Genomic DNA, 22,438 nt, shown 5'->3' with positions numbered 1-22,438 from the left:
GTCATTATCAGCCAAAAAGGAGGTTCCATATGGACCGCAAAGATGATCGCGAAATGTTACGTAAGAGCGGGTTCGCCGAAACCGAGATGGACCAACTGAGCAGACTACGCAGGTATTACGCAGAAAAAGAGAAGCAGCAGGCTGCAATGGCTCATCGGCGCATGGAATTCGTCCGTTGGCTTGTCACTACAGGGAAGCTCACCGACCAGATCGCTTCCTAGCAGGCAGGTAAAATCAGCAGTGATGTGCTTGCGCCCTCCACGCATGCAACGCTAGAAAAGAGAGAGGCATCAGCCACCCGGTCTATACGGGCGATTGATGCCTCTCTCTTTTTATCTATCAGGTCCAGGGAACCTCAAGAGGGCTGCAAATGTGTATTGCGCACGACCAGACCATCGATCTCCCGCTCCAATTCGCTGGTTTCCGTCACGTCCGCTAAGAACTCATGGCGCGGCAGGCGAGCAACTGAAGCCAGAATCGTATTCACCAGAGATGGAGGGGGTTGAACCACCTCTAACTGCAAAAACAGTTGATCGATATCATCCATTGGTGAAAGATCGTCATCATCGTCATTAGCAAAGAATGGCTGGGATAAATCCTTCATCGCGGTTCCCTTTATATTTTAGAATACCTGTTACAACCTCTGGAATTAGCACGAATAAGATAAGAAGAGAGTTTCATTTCTCCAAGCATTCTTATCTCGTCCTTATCTACATAATAAGAAAGTTTGGAGAAAATGTCCAGTAGCGACAATGCCTTGCGCTTGTCGCCCACAATGCCTTGCGCTTGTCGTCATTTTCGCCTATAGGATCGCGAGGTTAGGAGAGCTAAGCAAGCGGCTGAGGAACTGGTTCGCAACTCGTTGATCAACACGTTTACCAATTCGGGCCAGCAGGACATTGAATGGTTCCATGCTAACATTTGGCTCCGTTGTTGGATATTCCGCAAAGCCTAGTGTCCCAAACAGATGAGCCAGCAATTCTCGGTAGCGATAGACAGATATTCCCAGCCCCTCGGTATCCCAATGCCAGGAGAGACCAATCGCAAAGAGGATCATATCCTCCAGCGCGTCCAGTTCAAGCGCGAAAGAGAGCATATTCCGAGCGATCCCCAGGCCGCGCCACGAAGCACTCACCTCAATAGCCACTTCGTACAGGTTCTCAATGCCCTCCCACCATTCATCGGCAGGAGCAATCGTCACCTCGCCCACGATCTCACCCATCGTTGTATGGGCCACCGTCAGCGCGCAATCAGGATTTTTTGCGATGGTGAGCAGCAACTGATGTTCGCGCTCAGGAAGTCGAGCGAATGTCTTCAGGCCACTATCCGGTCGCAAGCGTTCAATCAGAGATGGAGGCGAAAAATCGCGCATCAGGATGGGGCCGCGCTCCGTTTGCAGCGTTCTGGTCCGCGATGGCGCGGTGGTTGCATCGCGATTGAGATGCAAGAGATCGAAAAGTCCCGCAAGCGGCGAGCGATGGCGAGGCGAAGGGAATGCCTGACGCACCGGAGGTGGCACGACGAGATGACGCACCAGAGCCGCTGTGTGCCGATTAGTAGTGCTGATAGACCAGCGGCGAGGCTGTGGGGGAAAGTCTGCCGCACGATCTAGAAAGGTCGTGGGGAAGCCGGTCGCGGCAGACGCCTTCCCCATCAACATCTGTGCCGTCTCTTCATGCTCCTGTCCTGCCTGCCACGCGGGAAGCCAGCGCTCAATCCAAGCAGGCGGCAACGCTTCTGGCACCGCCTGTTCAGACATCTCAGCCCACACCAGGCTCCAGGCTCGCGGTACCACACGATACAAATCATAACCACCCCCACCAAGCGCCACCCAGCGCCCACCACAATAGGTATGTGCCAATTCATGAGCTGTTTTAATCTGTGCCAGGATACCACGCGTCGTGAGGCTGAGGTGCGTCAATGGATCATAGGCATGTGTGTCGCAACCATGCTGCGTAATCAGCACGTCGGGAGCAAAAGACGTGATCAATGGCGTGAGCAGCGCATTCATAATCTCGATATACGAATCATCCTCGGTAAACGGCTCCAGCGGCACATTCACGGCATACCCACGAGCACCACCATTGCCCGTTTCCACCACATCGCCAGTGCCGGGAAAGAGATAGCGTCCCGTTTCGTGCAGAGAGATGGTCATAACGCGCGGCTCATCATAAAATGCTCGCTGAACGCCATCGCCGTGATGAGCATCAAAATCGATATAGAGCACTTTCGCTTCTGTTGCTCGCAACACGTGCGCGATAGCCACTGCCGCATCGTTATAGATACAAAAGCCCGATGCGCGCTCGGCCCAGGCGTGGTGCAACCCACCGGATGGATGGAAGACATGCAAAGGCCGCTCATTGTCAGCAAAAGAACCACCTTCCGGCAGTCCCATCACTGCGCTCATTGCCACCAGCGTTCCCCCGGCAATCGTCGCGCAAACCTCATGCATATCGGGCACCGCTGGCGTATCACCCCCATCAAAGCCATAATGTAGTGCCAGTCGTGCGCGCTCCTGACTGGTCTCCTCTATTGCAGGGATACTCAAGCGCTGTACGGCCTCGATATAATCGGCGGTATGAGCTAGCTTTAGCTCATCGAGAGTGGCTGTGCGCACAGCTAACCGCGTTTGTGGCTCATCAGGCTTCCACAGGCTGCTTTTGGTCAGGAGATCGAGCAGTGCCTCGACGCGAGCAGGCTGCAAAGGATGTTCAGGGCCAAAATTATAGCACAGTTCGGCAGGATCGAACGCGATACGTACGCCATGTGACACTTGCGAAACAGACATAATTATTCTCCCTCAACCAGCGCATTGCCAAAAGAATACTGAATCCCCTCTTTTTGCAGGCGCATCAACAAGGGCGCGGGATTAATCGTCCCCAGACGCAGAGTTGCCACACGTGGTACGCCATCATCCACCGGCACGGCCAGAATGCTGCGAACGGAGATATGCAGTTCGGCGGCCAGCAAGAGGGTACGAGCAAGAAACGACATATCGCCGAGAGGGAGAGCCAGATTCAGTTGCATACCGGGTTCAAAAGCGCCCATCGCGCGTGATAGTGCCATCAATAAATCGCTACGAGTGACCAGCCCCACAAGAATTGCTTGCTGTTCAGCGAGGGCCGGTTCCTGTTCCGCTGCATATTCAACGACCGGCAAATACGTTAAATTACGCTCAACCAGGATCTGGGCTGCGGCGGCAACGCTGGTGGTTGGTGTGACGCGGATAAGGCCGCGATGCATTACTTCCGCAACGAGGCGCTCCTGCCAGGACTGTTGTCCTGCTGCGGCTGGGTTCTGGCGGGCAAGAGCTGCTTGAAGATCGATATCCTGGGAGGTCAGCACTCCCGCCAGCACACGCTGCACCTTGCGCCTCTCCTGGTCGTCAGGTTGAGGATCTCGTACGGAGACGCTTCGCGCTACAGGCAAATGGTGAAAATGGTGCTGGCGAAATAGACTTATCGCACGAGCCAACGTATCATCAGGAGCCACCGTCACCAATTGGGTTGTCATAATATCGCGTATAATCACAGTTCGCTCCCTATGGGCAGTAAATAGAACAGCGTCCGCAACACTTCGCCAGGTTGCTCGTAGAATAGAATAAGCCTACCCCAATCATAGCATATGTTGTCCCGTTGCTCCTATGTTCCTGGCTAACAGAACCGGGCATCGCGCACATATTGCCGAACGGTGGCAAAAGCGCCAAAGGGGTGTATACTAACGACGTGTCACACGATCCAGAAGTAGTATTCAACATATATAGGAGACTGCGAATGGAAGATCATAAAGATATGCCAACGCCACACTCAATTATCCCGGCAGAAAACAATCAAGCCTCTGCCACCCCTCCCGCCTCACAAGACCTCCCAGCGCAAGAAACAGATAACGCCGATACAACAGATAACGCTCCAACAGGGTCTACGAACAACACCACAACAGATTCCATCGACGAGCAAACTGAAGTACATCCCCCTGCCATACCAGAACAGGAAGCAGCGCTGGAAGCTCCGGTAGAAGATAGCGCAAGTCCGGCTAGCGAGGCTGCGACGACAATCGAACAACCAGCAATTGAAGATAAACCGGAAACCGCAGTTCCAGCTCAACCAGCCAGCGAGAACAAAACCATCGTGGCGCATCCATCACCATCAGCGCTCCCATATATGAGCATCGAGGATCTTCTCGCGCTACAAATTGCCGGCGACCCACAAATTTCGCCGGATGGCAGCCTGATCGCATTCACCGTCCTGCAATGCCATGCCGAAGAGAATATTACCAGTAGCGCGATCTGGCTCGTCAACAGTGCTGGTGGGAAAAATGCATCTCCCTGGCAGATTACCGGCGGAGAGTATCACGACTCGCAACCACGCTGGTCGCCCGATGGACGAACGCTGGCCTTCGTTAGCGACCGCACCGGGACGGCTCAGATTTTTCTTTTGTCATTGAGGGGCGGCGAGGCGCGTCAGTTGAGTTCGCTGACCCAGGGTGTAAGCGCGTATAGCTGGCGACCCGATGGAGCCATGCTCCTGGCCCATAGTCTTTGGAAACCCGGCGACGATCAGAGCGACAGTCAACCAAATAACGCTGCGAACATCTATACCCGCATCGATGCACATTGGGATGGTGACGGCTATAAATATGCACGCCACCAGCAACTCTGGCTCCTACCATTAGAAGGAGAAGCCATTCGTCTCACATCCGAGCCGGTCGATCTGCTCCAATCGTGCTGGTCGCCCGATGGTCAGGAAATAGTCTTTGCCGCTAATCGCCGTCCCGATCCAGATTTAAGCGTGAGCATGGCGCTATGGGTGCTGACCGTCGCCACCGGACAATTGCGCCGCCTGACGCCCGAAGATGGGCTGGCTCAGATGCCCTCGTGGTCCCCCGATGGACAAAAAATCGCCTACCTCTACACCGCAGATCAGACCGAAACCAGCAATATTGCCCCCTGGATCGTCTCTCCGGGTGGAGGTGGCATCGGCCATCCCGCCGTGACTGGTGCCGAGCAATTGACCTGTCAGGCCTGGATCATCGATGAGCTACGAGAAGAATATCTCGCCCGCCCACAATGGTATCCAGACAGCAAAGCGCTCCTGGTGCCAGTACAAGAACGCGGCCAGTTGCACCTCCACCGGTTGGATCTGGAACAGAACACCCGCACGCAGATTACCAGCGGCAACGGACGTTATATCAGCGCTCAGATCAGCAATAATGGGCAGAGCGTTGCCCTGGTCCGCGCCGATTGGTTTACGCCGGGCGATATCTGGGGCATGGACAGCAACGGCCAGAATCTCCGCAAGCTAACAAAAGTCAACGATACCTTACTGCGAGGACGACAGGTGGTTCGTCCGAAACGCATTACCTGGCAAGGTGCGGACGGACTGGAGATCGAGGGCTTTCTCTACCTGCCACCATTAGCTGAAAACACAAGAGCGCCATTGATCGTCACACCACATGGAGGTCCCTCGCTAGCCTGGGGAGACGCCTATATCCACGAGTTCCAGGTACTGGCGGGACGAGGTTATGCGGTGCTGGCACCCAATATCCGGGGCAGCGCTGGTTATGGCGAGGAGTTTTGTCGCAGGATACTCAACGATTGGGGCGGCAAAGACTTTCACGATCTCATGGCAGGCGTCGCGCATGTCATTGCCCATGAAGCCATCGACGAAAAACGCGTCGGCATCGGTGGCATCAGCTATGGCGGCTATATGACTAACTGGGCGATCACTCAGACCAGTTTCTTCAAAGCAGCTGTGAGCCGCAACGGGATCAGTTCCATCGTCACTGCCGGGCTGCTCTCAGATCAGACCATCTGGTTTCATCTGTCAATGGACAACGAAACCCTACAGCAACAACGCTCTCCATTGACCTTTGTAGATACTATCACCACGCCGTTATTGTTGTTGCACGGCGAGAGCGACCTGCGCTGTCCCACAAGCGAATCCATGCAACTGTTTGTCGCGCTACGTAAGCGCAAACGCACAGTTGAGTTGGTGAGCTATCCCTCCGCAAGCCACCTGATGGATTGGCCCCAGGTGGGTCAGCCCCAGCAACGTGTAGATCGTTTGCGCCGCAGCCTCGAATGGTTTGAACATTTCGTTTAATACTGAGTTTTGTGATTTTAAATGTCGTAATCGAGCGATTTACCGCAGTCTTCCAATTTTCCGCGATAAATCGCTCGATTACGGTTATTTCGTCACAAACAATTGCGTAATGCAGAAGAAGGAGGCCAGCATGAGAAAAATGCCATAACCTCCCACCAGCACGCGCGACACAGGGACGGAACCAGCTAACGCGCGCGAACTGAGGCTTTGATACGCCAGACGAGCCGCTATAATCAGAATCCCGATCAGTAGCAAGAAATCCAGCACACGGATAGCAAAAGCGCCGTTAAACACGGCAAGTGTGATAAACACCGCACCAAAGGCCAGCAGTGCCCCAACAATATCAAGGATCGCCCAACCCATGAACAGCCCCTCGTCAAAAGAGCGAGTCTGCAATTTAGGCGTGACCTTGATGACAATAATCAAACCACCAACATATGAAATCAGGCTCAGCAGCGTCCAGAGTACATACGACATCTTATCTTTATCCCCAAGCGAATTCATGGGCGTTGGTTAACAATGTATACCCATGTGTATCACCCACGAGAAACACATAGACTGTAGAAATACCAGTGGTATCTGTCATATCCACCTGCTGCAAAGCAAAAGCAGAGCTATCAGAGCGCCAGATGACCTGCCCACTCAAGGCAAGACTATATTGCTGCATCGCCGTTGGATCGGCGAGAGATGCCACAGACGGCCCCTTCTGCAAGAGCGGATGGTTTTCAGTCGCAACCACCGTCTGGCTATCTGGCCCCCATGACAACGCAAGGTCATGAGCGAGCAGATCAGGGGACATCTGGGCAAACAAAGGCGCCTCTGATCCATCATCAAGACGATGAACCTGCACAGCACTCTTGCCCGCATTGGCATCGCCAGTCAGAATATGCTGTGCTACCAGCAGCGCACCATCCGGCGAAACATCCCAGCCCGGCCTCATGTACGCGCTGCCAGAGTCGTTACACCACGCCTCGCTGCCCATATCGAACACCTTGCTGCTCTGTGCAGTGGATTGTGCGATGGAATGACGATAAATCACCAACTGACTTTTCTGTTCAAAAGGATGTACGACGACCTGATAAAAAAGTTGCCCTTTGCTATAACGCATAGAGAGCATGAGTGGCATCCCTTTTTGAGGATCAGTCAGCGTCGTAACGCCGAGCGTGCGCAAAGGGAGAACAAGCGATAGCTTCCCTGCCGCGACATCATAGCGGTACAAACCCACAGTATTACCTACGTTTCCCGCAACGCCATTGTACCACGCCAGCAAGTGCATTGAGTCCTCCCAAAATACATATTCCCAGCTGCTATTCTGGGGCGCACCGCTGACTGGCACATTCTTCTGTATGGCCGGAAAAGTCACAGCTGTAAACTGCTTTGTGGCTACATCCATGACATAGAGCGATCCACTGGCCCCAAAATCGGGTCCGGGACAGCCACCACCACCTAAACCGGCGGGACTGGCGTTCATCACCAGCGCCAGATAGCGATCACCCGGCGACCAGAGAGGACGCTGCCAGAAGACATTGGGAGCCTGCTCATAATTAAAATTCGTCATCTGAACAGCAGTGGCACCGTTGAGCGCGACCCAGAGTTGATCCTTGCGTATGAAGGCATACGTTTTGCCCATCGTCCCGGCGGCGGCCGAAGGCACAACAACTGAAGTTGCCGTTGAAAGGATCGCAGGAGTCCCATTGCCAGTATCAGGCGTTCCACGCGGAACGGTGCCCACTCTGGATGATCCACATGCAGAAAGCAGGCCCAACAGAGCAAGCAGGACAGAGAGCAATACGGGAGAAAATCGTCTATCTATCAACAAATATTCACCTCAAATTCCAGCCTCAACCAGCATATGCCATATGTCGATATGGCGCTACTGAAAATGGTAGATTATTGTTCATCTTACTTCATCATATATCAACGACCCTCAAAGAAAGAATATCGTAACATGGGAGATTTGGGCCAGCAACAAAAAATGTCGCCTGGCGACAAACAATAACTAATTAATATGGTTATTATAAATTATTGACATGAATTGTTATACATGGTATAGTCGGGTAGGTGAATCGATTAACCAGGTTGAAGAGAGAGTGGCTTGGACACCATGAGTAGAAGAACGCTACCAACGACAAAGGATGTCGCCAGGTTAGCAGGAGTATCGGCAGCGACCGTCTCATATGTTTTGAACGGAAGACGCCAGAGAAGCAACACTATCAGCGCAGAAACGCGTCAGCGCGTACTGGATGCCGTCACCACGCTTGGCTATGTCCCCAATCAGATAGGACGTAGCCTGCGCTTGCAACGCACCGAACGCGTCAGTTTGATTCTGCCCCGAATAGGCGTGCCGGTCAACGATGTCTTAATCAGAGATATCCAGCGGGTCGCTGATCAACATGGCTACACCGTAATGATCTCTGTGGTTGATACGCCGGAGCGCGAACGACATATGCTCAACCAGCTCAAACGCCGGTTGGCAGATGGAGCAATTATCGTGCATGGCACCTGGGCAGAAGAAGACTTTGCCGAGCTGGTGCAGGCAGGCTTACCGCTCGTCGTCCAGCGCAATCACGTCACAGCAGAAGGCTTTGATGTCGTGCAGACAACGGAAGCTGAGACATGCTATGAGGCAGTCAGCTATCTCTTATGCAAGGGACATCGCCGGATCGCTTTTCTGGGCCATTTTGAAAATTTACCGAGCAGACTGGAACACTATGACCGTTTTACCAGCTATTTACAGGCGCTCAAAGATCACAATATCGCTATTGACGAGCGACTTATTTGCGCAGGAGCAACAACGCGTAACGACGCCTATCAGAGCGCCCTGGATCTGCTTCGATTGCAAGAACCGCCGAGTGCTATTTTTGCAGCTTCGGATATTGCTGCGGTCAGCGCTATCTGGGCGGCGCACAGCATAGGTCTACGTATCCCTGAAGATCTGGCGCTAATCGGTGCTGGCAACATTCCAGAGGGAGAAATCACCGATCCGCCAATCACCACCGTTGGACCTGCCGATCTCGATTTTACAGCCATTGCCGACCTTCTCTTCAGTCGCCTGGCGAATCCTGAACAGGAAGGACGCGTCTATCAGTTGCAATGGCAACTCATTTTACGCGCCTCCGCCTGATTCCATGCCGGAGAGGTTTATCATGTCAGAGAACATTACAACAACAGACATTACAGAAGTCCCCTCTAAGCGATCAATCAGTCGTCGCGAGATGATCAAACTGGGCGGCAAGCTTGCTACAGCGGGCATAGCCATGCCCACCATTCTTTCAGCCTGTGGTAGCTCATCATCTACCAAAACTCTTAGGGTCTACTGGAGTACCGGTCATATGTATAACGCCTATAAAAAGGTGGTCAATAAATTCGAGGAGGATCACCCAGGCTGGAAAGTCGAGATGGAACCGTATCAGTGGGCCGACATGCGTACAAAATTGCTGGCAAACTTTACCTCGCATAGCGTCCCCGATCTCGTCGAAGAACCCGGTGGCTGGGTTCAGGAATTCTCACGCGCAGGCAAGCTGTTGTCTCTTCAACAGTATGTAAATACAGATGGTAAGAGCATAGGCTATCCCAACGATTGGCAAACTTATGCAGTTGAGCGCAACAGGATCAACGGGCAGGTCTACGGCATTCAACTTCATTTGACCTGCGTTCTCTGCATCTATAATCAGGATATGTTCGATAAAGTGGGCATTAAACAGGCACCCACAACTTGGGATGAGTTCCTGACAATGGCAAAAGAACTCACGCACGACGGGGTGTATGGCGTCGGACTCAACAAACAATCCGCCAATGCGTGGCCCTGGTTCCTGCAAAATGAGGTCAAATACTACGATCCGACTAGCAACAGTATCCCAATGGATAACGATGCTGCTTACGAGGCGCTCCAGTTCCAGTCAGATATTATTCACAAATACAAATACTCGCCTTTACCGCCGGTCGTGAACTCGAGTCAGGGACCACAACAACTCTTTTCCGCTGGCAAGGTTGCGTTTATTCTCACCGGACCCTGGGACATCAAGACAATCCAGACCAGCAGCCCCAATATCAATTGGAACATCTCTCAAGCCTTAAAGAAAAAGGTCCAGACCACCAACACTGGCGGAACAAGCCTGATGATCCCAAAGGATGCAAAAAATCCTGATATGGCCTGGGAACTGGTCAAACGCCTGACTACTCTTGATGTTGAGGTTGCAGTAGCGAAAGAGGCTAGTCTGACGATGCCGCGCAAATCCTGGGGAACACATCCAGAGATCAAGGGATTAGATCGCATCGCCCCCTTCGCCGAAGGGCTGAACTATGCACAATCAGCGTCCGCCCAGCTTGATCTTACAGGCAAATCTGGTGCCATTGCGGATCTCTTAGATAAAGCCTATCAGGATGTCATCTATCGCAATGTCTCTGCATCGCAGGCACTAAAAGATTTCGTCGCAGCAGGCAATAAAGCCTTACAATCGTAAGCTAATGTAGCGTCGAAAGGGGGAACTTGTGAGTCTGATCGCAACACGGGATCAGGCGGGTGCCGTACGCATGGTACGTATGGGATTAGCGAGCCGTCAGGCACTCATCGCCTATCTCTTTTTATTCCCGGCATTTGTCTATTTCTGCATTTTCTTCTTTTATCCAATTGGTGTAGAGCTATGGAGCAGCTTGCAAAACAATGACAGTGGTGTTTTCGCCGGGCTACAAAACTACATCCAGGCGTTTCAAGACCCACGCGTCCTGAACTCCTTCAAAGTAACTGGTCTCTTCGCGCTGGGAGTCACGGTTCTTAGCATCATTATTGGGCTGGGCCTGGCAATCCTGCTGGATCAACCATTACGAGGACGGGTAATCTTGCGCGCCTGCCTGCTGACACCCTATATTACATCAGGGGTGATCGTCGGGTTGATGTGGCGCAACATATTGGACCCTGCAACCGGCATTCTCAACCGTGTATTTGCAATCCTGGGGCTTCCTCCCCAGGATTGGCTCTCCAACTATCAGGCAGCGCTACCTGTCCTGATAGTGATCATGGTCTGGCACGGCGTGGGGTATACTATGATCCTGTTTCTGGCCGGACTTCAGGGCATTCCGCCAGAATATGCTGAAGCGGCAAGCGTCGATGGAGCAACGCACTGGCAACGTTTTCGCCATATCACCCTCCCGCTGCTTGCTCCCACAACGCTGTTTGTCTCGATTATCAGTGTCATCAGCAGCCTGCAAGCTTTTAGCGAGGCATTGATCATCACGCAGGGAGGGCCAGCAGAAGCCACGCGGCTCTATGTCTATCACGTCTTCAACGTCGCCTTTAACGAGAACAATATCGCTTACGCGTCGGCACTGACATTTCTTATGTTTCTCGCCATCTTACTCCTAACGACACTACAGTTGCGCATCGGTGGCAACGATATCGAATATTGAGGAAGGATAATGAGCAAAAAAACAGGAATACAGATTGCTGGTATCAGCGTGAGCTATGCGGTTCTCATTCTCTTTGCAGCACTGGCGCTGTTGCCGCTGCTCTATATGCTTTCGCTCTCTCTGCAAACCGACACAGAGGTACTTGCCAGCACACCAGTCCTCTGGCCCGCTGTGCCGCAGTTCCAAAATTATCTTGAGATCTGGCAGATCGCACCATTTGCACGCTTTTTTCTCAACAGCGCAATCGTAGCAGGTGCCGTTACGCTCTCGCACCTGTTCTTTGATCCGCTGGCGGGCTATGTCTTCGCGAAATTTCGCTTTCCACTCAAGAGGGCCATCTTTTTGATCATACTTGGCACATTAATGATCCCCTTTTTTGTGCGTATGATCCCGCTCTATCTGCTGATGGCCAATCTTGATTGGCTCAACTCTTATCAAGGATTGATCGTCCCATTCATGATGAGCGCCTATGGTATCTTCTTAATGCGACAATTTATTCGCCCTCTTCCCTATGAACTGATCGACGCTGCCCGCATCGATGGCTGCTCAGAGTTTGGCATCTACTGGCGCATCATTCTGCCACAGGTCAGACCGGCTCTGGCAACATTGGGGCTTTTCACCTTTCTCTTTCACTGGGATGAGTTACTGTGGCCGCTGATCATCGTGAACAGTAACGAGATGCGCACAATGACGATAGGGCTTACACTATTCAATCAAGAATACTACACACAATGGCAATACACGGCTGCCGGAGCAGTATTCCTCTTTATCCCGATGCTGATCATATTTCTGTGTACGCAGCGCTATTTCGTTCGAGGGCTGGTTCTCTCGGGCATGAAATAAACGGTTGCAAGCATTGAAAACTCACCTGATGGATATACTCAAGCAACAGTATCTAGCAAAGGAAACACGAGATGGTTAAAACAGCTGTAGAACATCCAAATGTTATCGTCTTCTTCACGGATCAGCAGCGCTGGGATACATCGAAGCTGCATGGCAATCCTCTGGATCTCACTCCGAACTTTGATCGGATGGCCCAGAGCGGAACGCACATCTACTATTCATTTACGCCTCAACCGGTCTGCGGTCCCGCACGCTCAATCCTGCAAACGGGCCTCCATGCCACTACAACAGGCTGCTTTCACAATAAGATTGCGCTCCCTGCTTCTGCTCACACGCTGGGACACTATTTCCGTGAAGCAGGCTATGATACAGGCTATATCGGGAAATGGCACCTGGCAGATAGCGAGCCGGTTCGCGAAGAACAGCGCGGAGGATATGAATACTGGCTGGCAGCAAACGGGCTTGAACACACCTCCAGACCCTACGATACGGTGGTCTACGACAACGAGAATCGGGCGGTCAAGTTGCCAGGATATCGCGTCGATGCCCTGACAGATGCGGCGATTCGCTATATCGATGCACACCGGCACAAACCATTCTACCTGTTCCTCTCACAATTAGAGCCGCACCAGCAAAATCAGCAGGATTATTTCCCGGCACCCGATGGCTATCAAGAACGTTATACTGGCGCGTGGGTGCCACCTGATCTAGCCGCACTAGGTGGCTCAACATATCAACACATCGCCGGATACTATGGACAGGTCAAACGCCTGGATGAAGCCTTTGGCCGCCTGCTAGACGCGCTCAAGAGCCTGCAACTGGATGAAAAAACTATCATCCTCTTCACTTCCGATCATGGCAACCACTTCAAAACCCGTAACAGCGAATATAAGCGCTCGTGTCATGAAAGTTCAATTCGTACATTGGCCGCCTTATACGGTCCCGGCTTCACAAGCAGGGGTCGCGTTACTGAACTGGTCAGCCTGATTGATTGGGCGCCAACACTGCTTGATGCCGCTGGTCTCTCTGTTCCCACAGAGATGCAGGGATACTCCATCCTGCCATTGCTTCAGGGACAAAAAGAAGATTGGCAGCAAGAGGTCTTTATTCAGATCAGCGAGTCGCAGGTCGGGCGTGCGATCCGCACAAAGCGGTGGAAATACGCAGTCGTCGCGCCAGAAAAAGACGGCTGGCGGGACTCCTCTTCAGACCATTATGTAGAAAGTTCCCTTTTCGATCTGGAAGCTGACCCCTATGAACTCTCGAATCTGATTGGGAAAAAGTCGCATTTCGAGATTGCCGCAACCCTGCGTGAACGCTTGCTTGCACGCATCGTTGCAGCAGGCGAGGCACAGCCCACCATCGAAACAACATTGACACCACCAGCAGATGCCCAACAGGCGTTGCGAACCTGAGCACGTTTAGAATGCATTTGTAATAGCCGCTCATAGATATAAGGGGTTAACCTGGATCGAAGTTTGTTTCGTTCAGGCTAACCCCTTATATCTATGAGCAACTGAACTACTTAACGCAGGGGGCGCTTTTGTGTTATAGTTGAACGCGAACAACAAGCCAACGAAAAAGAGGAAACGTTGCTATGGCAGAGCTAACCTGGAGAAATAAACATGAGCCTGGCCAGGCAACGCAGGAGGACGGCACAGAAGCTCACTATGAATGGCTTCTTCAAGCAGAACATCGCCCAGACAACAATATAGCTCCCAACGATCATTGGACGAACCATTTGCTCTGGGGTGACAAAAAAGGCGTACTCGCCGCGCTCCTTCCTACATTTGCCTCCTCCATTCATCTGATCTACGTTGATCCTCCCTTTATGACGGGGAAAACGTTTAATAGCGGTCCCCATCTCGCCTATAAAGATCTCTGGAATAACGATCTGGATAGCTATCTGCAATGGTTGTACGAAACATTCCTTCAGTTACACACATTGCTGACGCCGACTGGTAGCCTGTATATCCACCTGGATTGGCGCGCTACCCACTACGCAAAACTATTGCTTGATGAAATCTTTAGAAAACACGCAACCGATATGGGGGCCGGATTTAAAAATGAAATCATCTGGCACTATCAATCTGGTGGACGCTCGCAAAAGCATTATGCACGCAAACACGATACTATCTTACTCTATACTAAATCGAGCCAGTATTGCTTTCACAGCGAGAGAGTGGGAGAGCGGCGAGGCGCGCAAAAACGCAACCACATGCGCAAAGAAGTGGGACAAGATGGCAAGGTTACCTGGAGCATCCGTTCAGCAGGACGCATCTATACCTATGATGAGGATACATTGATGGCGCTCAGCGATGTCTGGAGCGATATCAGCCACCTGCACCAAAAAGACCCGGAACGCACAGGATACGCCACCCAAAAACCCGAAGCCCTGCTCGAACGCATCATCCTCGCCTCCTCCGAAGAGGATGATCTGGTGCTGGATTGCTTTTGTGGCAGCGGCGTTACACCGCTGGTCGCGGAACGGACTGGTCGGCGCTGGATCGCAGGCGATAAAAGCGAACTGGCAATCACAACCACCAGCCAACGCTTGCAAACAGCGGGATTGCAGCGACCTTTTCGCATTCAGCAGTTGATAGTCAAAGAATGACAATCATGACCTCCTGGCTACATGCAAGCTCGACAAGAGCGCTTTGCATATCGCGTTGTATAATAGAACAGTTCTTAGATGCAGGAGGAAAGACGCTCGTGATACAATCATAGTGAATCAATGACGACGAAAAAACAGGCGTAAACATGCCAGGAAGACAGGCAAAAGGGCAACCATGCTAGAACTACTGGAACAATTATTTCGACAGGTACGCGTTTACACCCAGTCTGAACGTTATGACCGCAAACAAATATACGCTCAATCGCCCCGACACACAACGATGCAGTTCGATAGAGATGCTGAAGATATCATTGTGCGAGGGCTGGAAGAGAGCGGCTACGGGTTTGAAGTCATTACAGAAGAACGAGCAACATTCAGCACCAGCTCATCACCCACCTATCGCATAGTAGTCGATCCTATTGACGGATCAACCAATGTAGCTAGAGGCATTATGACCGCTGGCATAGCGCTCGCGGTATTACCCATTGACAGTCCAGTACTGCCAGAAAACGTACAGTGGGCGCTGGTGGGAGAACTCTTTAGCGGTATTGTCTATCAGGCCCAGCGCGGAGGGGGAGCTTTCCGCAACGGCCGCCGTTGCCAGGTAAGCGATGTGAAAAGTCTGAAGCATTGTCTTGCAGGGATCAACCTGGATGGCAGAGATTCCAAATTAACGCGAACACTGCTCTCAGGATCACCAGGCATCGAATATGTGCGGCGCATGGGTAGTTCTGCCATCGACAGCGTTTACGTTGCCAGCGGAACCTATGACGCCTACATCGATGTGGGGGACATTCTTACCGGAGAATCTTTCTTAGCATCGGCAAGCATCGTGCTAGAAGCTGGCGGGATCATCAGTGATCCCCAGGGAAAACCACTCCGCCCGATCACCAACCTGACGGAAGGCTTCTCACTGATCGCTGCCTGCACCAAAGAACTCCATCAAGAGATCATCACGAAAATCCAATCAGCGCGCTAACAACGCCGTTGGCCTGCCTTTTCCCACCTTAAATAGAAGGATACACATTTAAAACTTTCAGTAATTGCCAGAAACAAAAAAGCTCGATCTTACAATACACTATGCAAAGACTGTAAGATCGAGCTTTTCGTTGCTTATTAATTAGTTCGCGGCGTCAATACCGCACTGAAGCCCTGCCACATACCAACAAACATAGGATGGGTCATGCGCTGGAAGTTGGCCAACGATGAATCAGCAATATAGACATACTGGTCGTCGCCACCGCGTATCACAAAAATATGTCCATTGGGATAATAATAGCTATCGCGCACGCTGACAATGACCGGAGCACCCTTATTGGCTGTGTCAATGACCTCTTGCAATGTGCGGTTGTGACCAGAACTGGTATCAAAGCCAAAATGCGCGGCGGTCAACGCAATGCCACCCTCGCGCAACAGACCAAGCTGCACGTTCCAGACCCCCAGATCGCTCTCCACCTGCAACACATCGGCGGCAATGAGATGGCGGCCATATGCATTCATGACCGTCTCCATAGCGATGCCGGAGCAAGATGAATACATCCAGGATTGGCGCTGAGTTTCGCTATAATACTGATTCGTAGCAGCCGAATCCACACGCACCACCAGCATGCTTGCCGTCTGAGGCAAAGGACGTGCAGGGGTATTGACATCAGCAGGTTTATTATAGCTGAGGATCGTCGTCTCCACGCTCTTTGTAATAGAATGAAAGGTCTCTCCCGCCAATCCGCTCTGTACAGAGAGGGCCAGCAGCACCATACAGATGAGTCCAAGCGAAACAAGGGTGCGACGGCGGCGATACCAGGAAGCAGGTAATGAAAATCCCTGAAGCGGTGGTGGCGACTCAACGCTCACTACCTGGCCATCCTGCATATTCAAAATAGCTGTCACATGACGATCAAGAGGATGAGCTGGCAAGCGTGACTGTGTTGCCACTATACGCTTGTAGCGTTGATACGCCCGCCATGCTCCCCAAATAAAACTGGCAATAACTAGCAGCATTACAGCAAATGACAATGCTGTAACAACGGCAGGCACCATACATGCACCTCACGACTACAATTTGTACTGAAATGATAGATACAGTTCAGTATAGCAACATTTTTAAAAAATATGGACAAATATAGCCAAAATGGACTTTTATCTCACCTTTTAGCCCTTCCCTGAAACTTGTGACCGAAGCTACCTTGCTCACGAGAGTTATCAGGCAAGATGCATCAGCGTGAACTACGTATGAGTCGCCATGTAGGATATTCCCCCATCTCGTACCTGTATCGTCTTGGCTTTGTGCTCAGAGCCAGTAAGAGGATTATTGATCTGTTGGTCAAAGAGGGCATCGGCGTGTTGTGCATCGGAAAAAATGATGGATGGAAGCAAAACAGCAACATGGGCAAACGTACCAATCAACATTTCGTGCAAATCCCACATGCTCGTTTCATCGCCATGCTGACCTACAAAGCGGAACTGGTTGGTCTCGCCGTCAAGCTCACGGAAGAATCCTATACATCAAAAGCCAGTTTGCTCGACCTGGACCCGTTGCCAGTACGTGACCCGAACAAGCCCAATGAAAAGCACCGCTTTTCCGGCAAGCGCGTCAAGCGTGGGCTGTACCGCGCATCCGATGGACGCCTCATCAACGCTGATTGTAACGGATCAGGCAACATCATACGCAAAGTAGCACCTGATGCTTTCTCGAAAGTGGAGGGTGTAGAGGATGGTAAGGGGGTGCTTGCATCCCTGGTAGTCCATCCAGTGAGGTTCGTCATTACCCCCTCACGAAACCGGAAAGAGAAATCCTAGCTTGCTAGTGATCGCTATACTTTCCTGGAACTATAGCTCACAATCAGAGCCAGCCAGATAGTGCTATATCTTTCTTGTCGAAAAATAAACCTGCGAACCATCCCTGATTTCCAATAAAAGGAACTGGTGAGATCAAATCGATTGGGACAAAAGCGACGAAAGTACTGAACGGTATCGCGCGCAAGAAGATTTGCAGGAATGTGCTTCACGCGCTATTATGGTGGTCTGAGATCGTTCAAACGGCTTTGCAGCGCATGAAAGGACAACACCGCAATGCTCTACCTTGGCTGTCCAATGTGGGGATATAAAGCATGGGTGGGAGACTTCTTTCCACCACGCACTCCGGCGAACGCGTTTCTTCGCCTCTACAGCAGGAAGTTCAGCAGTGTCGAAGGCAACACAACTTTTTACAGTCTCCCAGCCACAGAAACTGTCGCCCGCTGGGTGCAAGAAACGCCGGAAACCTTTCGCTTCTGTCCCAAAGTCTTGCGTGACATCAGCCATGCCCCGGCATTAGATGCGCCGAAGCAGACAATCGATCTGTTTGTACAGCGCATGCGAGGGCTAGGAACCCGCTGCGGCCCGATCTTCATGCAACTCCCACCCGCGTTCACACCGGCTCACCTGCCCCGACTCCAGGCATTTCTGGATAGCTGGCCCGACGATCTGCAACTGGCTGTGGAAGTACGACACGCGGATTTCTTTCAAGCACCTCAGGAAGACGCGCTAAACAATCTACTCAGCACATACAACGTGGCACGTGTGATGATGGATATTCGCCCACTGCAAACAGGCACCGCCAAAGAGCAGCGCGAGTTGCTGGGGAGGGAACGCAAACCAGCCTTGCCACTGCATCCGGTCGCGACGACAGACTTCACCTTTCTCCGCTATATCGGGCATCCAGACCCGACCGTCAACGGGCCATTTCTCCAGGAATGGGCCACGCAACTGGGGCAGTGGCATCAACAGGGCCGCACCCTGTATGTTTTTTGCCACTGCCCATATGAAGAGCATTCACCCGCAATCTGCGTCCAATTTTATCAACAGATCAGGAAACAGATTCCGCTTCCGCCCCAGTCGTGGCAGTTTGCGAAGGCGGATACACCAATCGTTGAGCAGGGTCGTTTATTCTAAGCGGAGCCGGCGTAATCAGCGGCGTCGAGGTAGCAGGCTGAGGGCAATGCTGCTTGAGCATCACCTTATGATACAGGGCAGTGTATTTCTCAGCCATCACACGAGCCGAAAAATGCTGCTCGGCGTGCGCACGTACAGTGGCACGGTTCAATGTATCAATTTTGCAAATGAAATGTGCCATCTCGTCTACATTGTGGGCGAAAAAACCGCTCTTACGATGAACCACAATCTCGGGCGCAGCACCACTTGGGAAGGTAATTACAGGGCATCCCAGCGCCATTGCCTCGATCATCACCATGCCAAAAGGCTCCTCCCACCGAATAGGATTGAGAAAAGCACGCGCCCGACTGAGCAGTTGAATCTTCTGCTCCATATTGACCGGGCCAATGTAAGTAATCTGTTGCCCATCAATCTCTGGCTTGATCGTATGTTCAAAATACTCCATTGCCTCTGGAACATAGCAATCAATAATACCTGCCAGTACAAGAGGAACGCCCGCTTTCTTTGCCGCCTGGATCGCCAGATGCGGCCCCTTATCAGGCACAATGCGGCCAAGCCAGACAAAAAAATTTTCCGGCTGCTCCTGCATTGGTCGAAGCCTCTGCATCGGTAAGCCATGATGAACCACACCGATAAAATTCAGACCGAACGGAGCTTCATCACGTGCAGCCTCACTAATAGCCACCATCGGCACTGAGGTAGCCCATTCCATATAATCTCGATCTGCATCGCCGGTCCATGAACCAACGCGGTCAAAAGGGAAGCGGCTATGCAGCGTCATCACGTGGGGCGTCGTCAAATGGGCAGTGAGGGGAAACAGGTACATATCGGCAGCAGAGGACAGATGGGTATGCAGGATATCAAAGGAATGTTCCTTTACGTACTCAACCGCCTTATAAAAATGGAAGTACGCCTTGAGGTGCGCAGCCCAGGGAACTTCCGCTTCAATCAACGATTTTGGAAAAAAAGAGACCAGTTGAGCAGACGTTCGCGCATCCCCAGGAGCCAGCAAAGTAACTTTGTGACCCCGGGCAACCTGCTCCTCTATCAAGTTATACAAAACTATCTCGGTTCCTCCATAATTTGAGGGAGGTATAGAAATCCAGGGCGGAGCAATATGTGCAATTCTCATACGTTCCTCTCTTTCTTTCTCGCAAAAGAAAGAAGAAAACACTAGCCAGTAGCACTACAAAGAGACCGCGTTAATATCATGGCCTGACGGCAACACATCAACTCATTCTTAAATTGCTATTATTTGATAAGCATTCCAACCCACGATAAATACATAGTTGCAATAATACCTATCATCCAGGAATAGCCTTGAATCATCCATTCCTGAACACGAATAGATTGTGCTAAAAGATACACCATATATAAGACTTCAGAATTACCCACCCATAAAATATTACAACACAAGGAAAATATATAGAATATCTCTTTTCGGCAGAGTAATGAAATAAAATATTTTATATTCTACAAAAATTATATCATTTATCAATGTAATTACAAAAAAAATTTATTTATAGGTGTCTAATAAAAAGGCAACAAAAGAGCCTGAGACGCTCTTTGACAACAAATCTTCAAGAGGGATTTCTGGAATTGATGAGGATTTCTTCCACCACAAACGCAATTGCAGATCAGACAGTAGCAGCAAATACCACATGCCTTTCCTACAAAAAATCGGGTATTTATTGAACAGCTTTGCAAGTCAGATAGTATACCCGCAACGTTATTAGTAGTGCTTCCACAAACTGCCACTTAACAGATTTACCAGCGACACACTTCAGCATAAAAGCAAGCAAACAAACTGAAGAGCTACTCAAGCGCCTTTATAGCGTTGATCAATACATAATCAGGAAGGGATACCACAAAGAAAGCAGGCAAGGTGAGCGCATGCCAGAATGGTAACGGCTCAATGCTGGCATGTTGAGCTAAAAAAAGCGTGATGACCGTTCCATGCGCAACGATGGCGATATTCCCCTCAGTATGCTGATGCAATATTTTTTGTACAGCACGATCAAAGCGCTGCAAAGCCTGAGTCGCCGTCTCATTGCCCAAAACTAACTCATCAGGCCGTGTAAAGAACTCAGTGATGGCACGTTCCCACTTCTCTTGGCCCAGATATGGCACAGTATCCCGCTCATGCTCACGCAAATCGTGATTCGTACTATACGAAATTCCAAGTTGAGCAGAGAGTAGTGCAGCGGTTTCGCTGGCCTTTGGTTCAGTACTGCATACGATTGGAGAGGGTTGATAGCTGGAGATCTGCTCCGCCAACTGCCGACATCGGGCGCGCCCCTCAGCGGAGAGGTGCCACTTGCGACCAGCCATCTCTGGCTCGATAGCTGGTTGTGAATGCCTGATCAGTATCAAATAGCGCATCATGCACCCTACCCAATCAATGTGCTTCAGTGGGAAGAGGAAACGTACGCCCCTCCATCTGTTCAAAGGCGTAACGCAACGATGGCGGAATGGGATGCGATCTGCCAAGATAGTAATTGGCCCACACCATCACCGAGCGACCAGTGGCGTAGACGCGCTCATGATCGCGAACATCACGAATCTGATGCTCCATCACGAAACTTGAACGGCCCACGCGCACCACTTTCATACCAACCTCAGCAGTATCAGAGCGGATTAATGGTAGCTCGTAGGTGCAAGTGGTCTCTTTTACCAACATACCATAGTGATGGCCGCGTGGCCCCGTCTGGATGCGTGGATTTGGCGACGCATCCTCTTCAATCACATCGTCCAGCTGATGCTCCTGACTGGAGGGCCACTGCTTGAGCCAGGGTTTCAACTGATCAAAATAATAGCTTCTCGCCTCTTCAAAATAGACAAAATAGACTGTATTATTGACGTGGGCCAGGGGATCAAGATCACGAAAACGGATCTGCAAAGGATACCAGCAACGAAACTCTTCACTCATGGCACAATACACCTTTTCTTCAGCACAAATAGCATAATATTGATGATACCAGACGAATGCTTGCACAACAACCAGCACAAGAAAAAGACCAGATAGAGAGTATCTCCACCCGGCCTGACAGCACGCATCTCTATTGCAATCGTCTTTCCATTAGCGATTTCCGGCGATATCATATAATTGGACCAGTTCTTGAATCACAGCCTCCTCGCGATTGCCACGAATCCCTTCCGGCACACATGTTTGCAGATGCCCCTCCAGCACTATCTTCTCCAATTTCTCCAATGACTTACGCACTGCATAGGTTTGCCGCAAGATATCCACACAATACTTATCTTCTTCCACCATCTTACGAATACCAGCTACATGACCCTCTATATAAGAAAGCCGTTTTAATACCTCTTTACGACGCTCTTCCTGCATTGCACGTTCCTTTCTCAATTGCTTTTAGCGAAACCGTAAGCTGGCATTTCCATTATACAATTCCCCTGGGGACGGGTCTAGCTTAAATAAGCTGCATTATGTAGATCTAACCAGCATCGGAAAGCATCAATTATAACAGATCACAATTACCTCACAATAGAGAATACGACAAAGCACTCAACAGGGCAATATACC

Annotated in this window: 21 protein-coding genes; 11 read left to right on the top strand and 10 right to left on the bottom strand. The window is 51.1% G+C overall.

Going from position 1 to position 22,438, the window contains the following annotated elements:
• The first annotated feature begins 29 nt into the window (after positions 1 to 29).
• On the top strand, positions 30 to 221 hold the full coding sequence (locus K3T83_RS30925; RefSeq protein WP_220206771.1) for a hypothetical protein: 192 nt from the start codon (positions 30 to 32) through the stop codon (positions 219 to 221).
• Between the two features lie 134 nt (positions 222 to 355).
• Here K3T83_RS30925 and K3T83_RS30920 read toward each other — a convergent pair whose 3' ends face one another.
• From K3T83_RS30920 to K3T83_RS30910, 3 genes are all read right to left on the bottom strand, one after another.
• Positions 356 to 604, bottom strand: coding sequence for a hypothetical protein (locus tag K3T83_RS30920; RefSeq protein WP_220206770.1), 249 nt, complete (start codon positions 602 to 604; stop codon positions 356 to 358).
• Between the two features lie 198 nt (positions 605 to 802).
• Positions 803 to 2,788 (bottom strand): acetoin utilization protein AcuC, encoded by a 1,986-nt coding sequence (locus K3T83_RS30915; RefSeq protein WP_220206769.1) that lies wholly within the window; start codon positions 2,786 to 2,788, stop codon positions 803 to 805.
• A gap of 2 nt (positions 2,789 to 2,790) precedes the next feature.
• Positions 2,791 to 3,531 (bottom strand): CBS domain-containing protein, encoded by a 741-nt coding sequence (locus K3T83_RS30910; protein ID WP_220206768.1) that lies wholly within the window; start codon positions 3,529 to 3,531, stop codon positions 2,791 to 2,793.
• Positions 3,532 to 3,773: 242 nt separating this feature from the next.
• Here K3T83_RS30910 and K3T83_RS30905 point away from each other — a divergent pair, with 242 nt between their 5' ends.
• Entirely contained in the window at positions 3,774 to 6,101 is a 2,328-nt protein-coding gene (locus tag K3T83_RS30905) for a S9 family peptidase (protein WP_220206767.1), read from the top strand.
• A gap of 84 nt (positions 6,102 to 6,185) precedes the next feature.
• Here the strand turns inward: K3T83_RS30905 and K3T83_RS30900 are convergent, their stop codons facing one another.
• Positions 6,186 to 6,578 (bottom strand): hypothetical protein, encoded by a 393-nt coding sequence (locus K3T83_RS30900; protein WP_220206766.1) that lies wholly within the window; start codon positions 6,576 to 6,578, stop codon positions 6,186 to 6,188.
• Positions 6,579 to 6,585: 7 nt separating this feature from the next.
• The gene (locus K3T83_RS30895; protein WP_220206765.1) at positions 6,586 to 7,917 is read right to left on the bottom strand and encodes a hypothetical protein; all 1,332 of its coding nucleotides are present in this window, start codon (positions 7,915 to 7,917) and stop codon (positions 6,586 to 6,588) included.
• A gap of 288 nt (positions 7,918 to 8,205) precedes the next feature.
• Here K3T83_RS30895 and K3T83_RS30890 point away from each other — a divergent pair, with 288 nt between their 5' ends.
• The 7 genes from K3T83_RS30890 (at position 8,206) to K3T83_RS30860 (ending at position 15,943) form a co-directional block, all read left to right on the top strand.
• Entirely contained in the window at positions 8,206 to 9,225 is a 1,020-nt protein-coding gene (locus K3T83_RS30890; RefSeq protein ID WP_220206764.1) for a LacI family DNA-binding transcriptional regulator, read from the top strand.
• A 22-nt stretch (positions 9,226 to 9,247) separates the two neighbouring features.
• Positions 9,248 to 10,564 (top strand): ABC transporter substrate-binding protein, encoded by a 1,317-nt coding sequence (locus K3T83_RS30885; protein ID WP_220206763.1) that lies wholly within the window; start codon positions 9,248 to 9,250, stop codon positions 10,562 to 10,564.
• A 28-nt stretch (positions 10,565 to 10,592) separates the two neighbouring features.
• Positions 10,593 to 11,507: a carbohydrate ABC transporter permease gene (locus K3T83_RS30880; protein WP_220206762.1), complete on the top strand. Its 915-nt coding sequence runs from the start codon at positions 10,593 to 10,595 to the stop codon at positions 11,505 to 11,507.
• Positions 11,508 to 11,516: 9 nt separating this feature from the next.
• Positions 11,517 to 12,350 (top strand): carbohydrate ABC transporter permease, encoded by an 834-nt coding sequence (locus K3T83_RS30875; RefSeq protein WP_220206761.1) that lies wholly within the window; start codon positions 11,517 to 11,519, stop codon positions 12,348 to 12,350.
• Positions 12,351 to 12,421: 71 nt separating this feature from the next.
• The gene (locus K3T83_RS30870) at positions 12,422 to 13,765 is read left to right on the top strand and encodes a sulfatase family protein (RefSeq protein WP_220206760.1); all 1,344 of its coding nucleotides are present in this window, start codon (positions 12,422 to 12,424) and stop codon (positions 13,763 to 13,765) included.
• Between the two features lie 182 nt (positions 13,766 to 13,947).
• A complete protein-coding gene (locus tag K3T83_RS30865) occupies positions 13,948 to 14,964 on the top strand; it encodes a DNA-methyltransferase (RefSeq protein ID WP_220206759.1) in 1,017 nt (338 codons plus the stop codon).
• Between the two features lie 175 nt (positions 14,965 to 15,139).
• Entirely contained in the window at positions 15,140 to 15,943 is an 804-nt protein-coding gene (locus tag K3T83_RS30860) for an inositol monophosphatase family protein (protein WP_220206758.1), read from the top strand.
• 137 nt (positions 15,944 to 16,080) lie between these two features.
• Here K3T83_RS30860 and K3T83_RS30855 read toward each other — a convergent pair whose 3' ends face one another.
• Entirely contained in the window at positions 16,081 to 17,001 is a 921-nt protein-coding gene (locus K3T83_RS30855; protein ID WP_220206757.1) for a C39 family peptidase, read from the bottom strand.
• Positions 17,002 to 17,172: 171 nt separating this feature from the next.
• Here K3T83_RS30855 and K3T83_RS30850 point away from each other — a divergent pair, with 171 nt between their 5' ends.
• Positions 17,173 to 17,760: an IS200/IS605 family accessory protein TnpB-related protein gene (locus K3T83_RS30850; protein WP_220206756.1), complete on the top strand. Its 588-nt coding sequence runs from the start codon at positions 17,173 to 17,175 to the stop codon at positions 17,758 to 17,760.
• Between the two features lie 273 nt (positions 17,761 to 18,033).
• A complete protein-coding gene (locus K3T83_RS30845; RefSeq protein ID WP_220206755.1) occupies positions 18,034 to 18,894 on the top strand; it encodes a DUF72 domain-containing protein in 861 nt (286 codons plus the stop codon).
• Here the strand turns inward: K3T83_RS30845 and K3T83_RS30840 are convergent.
• From K3T83_RS30840 to K3T83_RS30825, 4 genes are all read right to left on the bottom strand, one after another.
• The gene (locus K3T83_RS30840) at positions 18,809 to 20,026 is read right to left on the bottom strand and encodes a glycosyltransferase family 4 protein (protein WP_220206754.1); all 1,218 of its coding nucleotides are present in this window, start codon (positions 20,024 to 20,026) and stop codon (positions 18,809 to 18,811) included. The genes K3T83_RS30845 and K3T83_RS30840 overlap by 86 nt on opposite strands.
• 683 nt (positions 20,027 to 20,709) lie before the next feature.
• On the bottom strand, positions 20,710 to 21,279 hold the full coding sequence (locus K3T83_RS30835) for a histidine phosphatase family protein (protein WP_220206753.1): 570 nt from the start codon (positions 21,277 to 21,279) through the stop codon (positions 20,710 to 20,712).
• 13 nt (positions 21,280 to 21,292) lie between these two features.
• Positions 21,293 to 21,823 (bottom strand): acyl-CoA thioesterase, encoded by a 531-nt coding sequence (locus K3T83_RS30830; RefSeq protein WP_220206752.1) that lies wholly within the window; start codon positions 21,821 to 21,823, stop codon positions 21,293 to 21,295.
• A gap of 150 nt (positions 21,824 to 21,973) precedes the next feature.
• Positions 21,974 to 22,243 (bottom strand): metal-sensitive transcriptional regulator, encoded by a 270-nt coding sequence (locus tag K3T83_RS30825; RefSeq protein ID WP_220206751.1) that lies wholly within the window; start codon positions 22,241 to 22,243, stop codon positions 21,974 to 21,976.
• Between the last annotated feature and the right edge of the window lie 195 nt (positions 22,244 to 22,438).

This window comes from Reticulibacter mediterranei (assembly GCF_016587455.1).
This window is presented reverse-complemented; position numbering and strand designations above follow the sequence as displayed.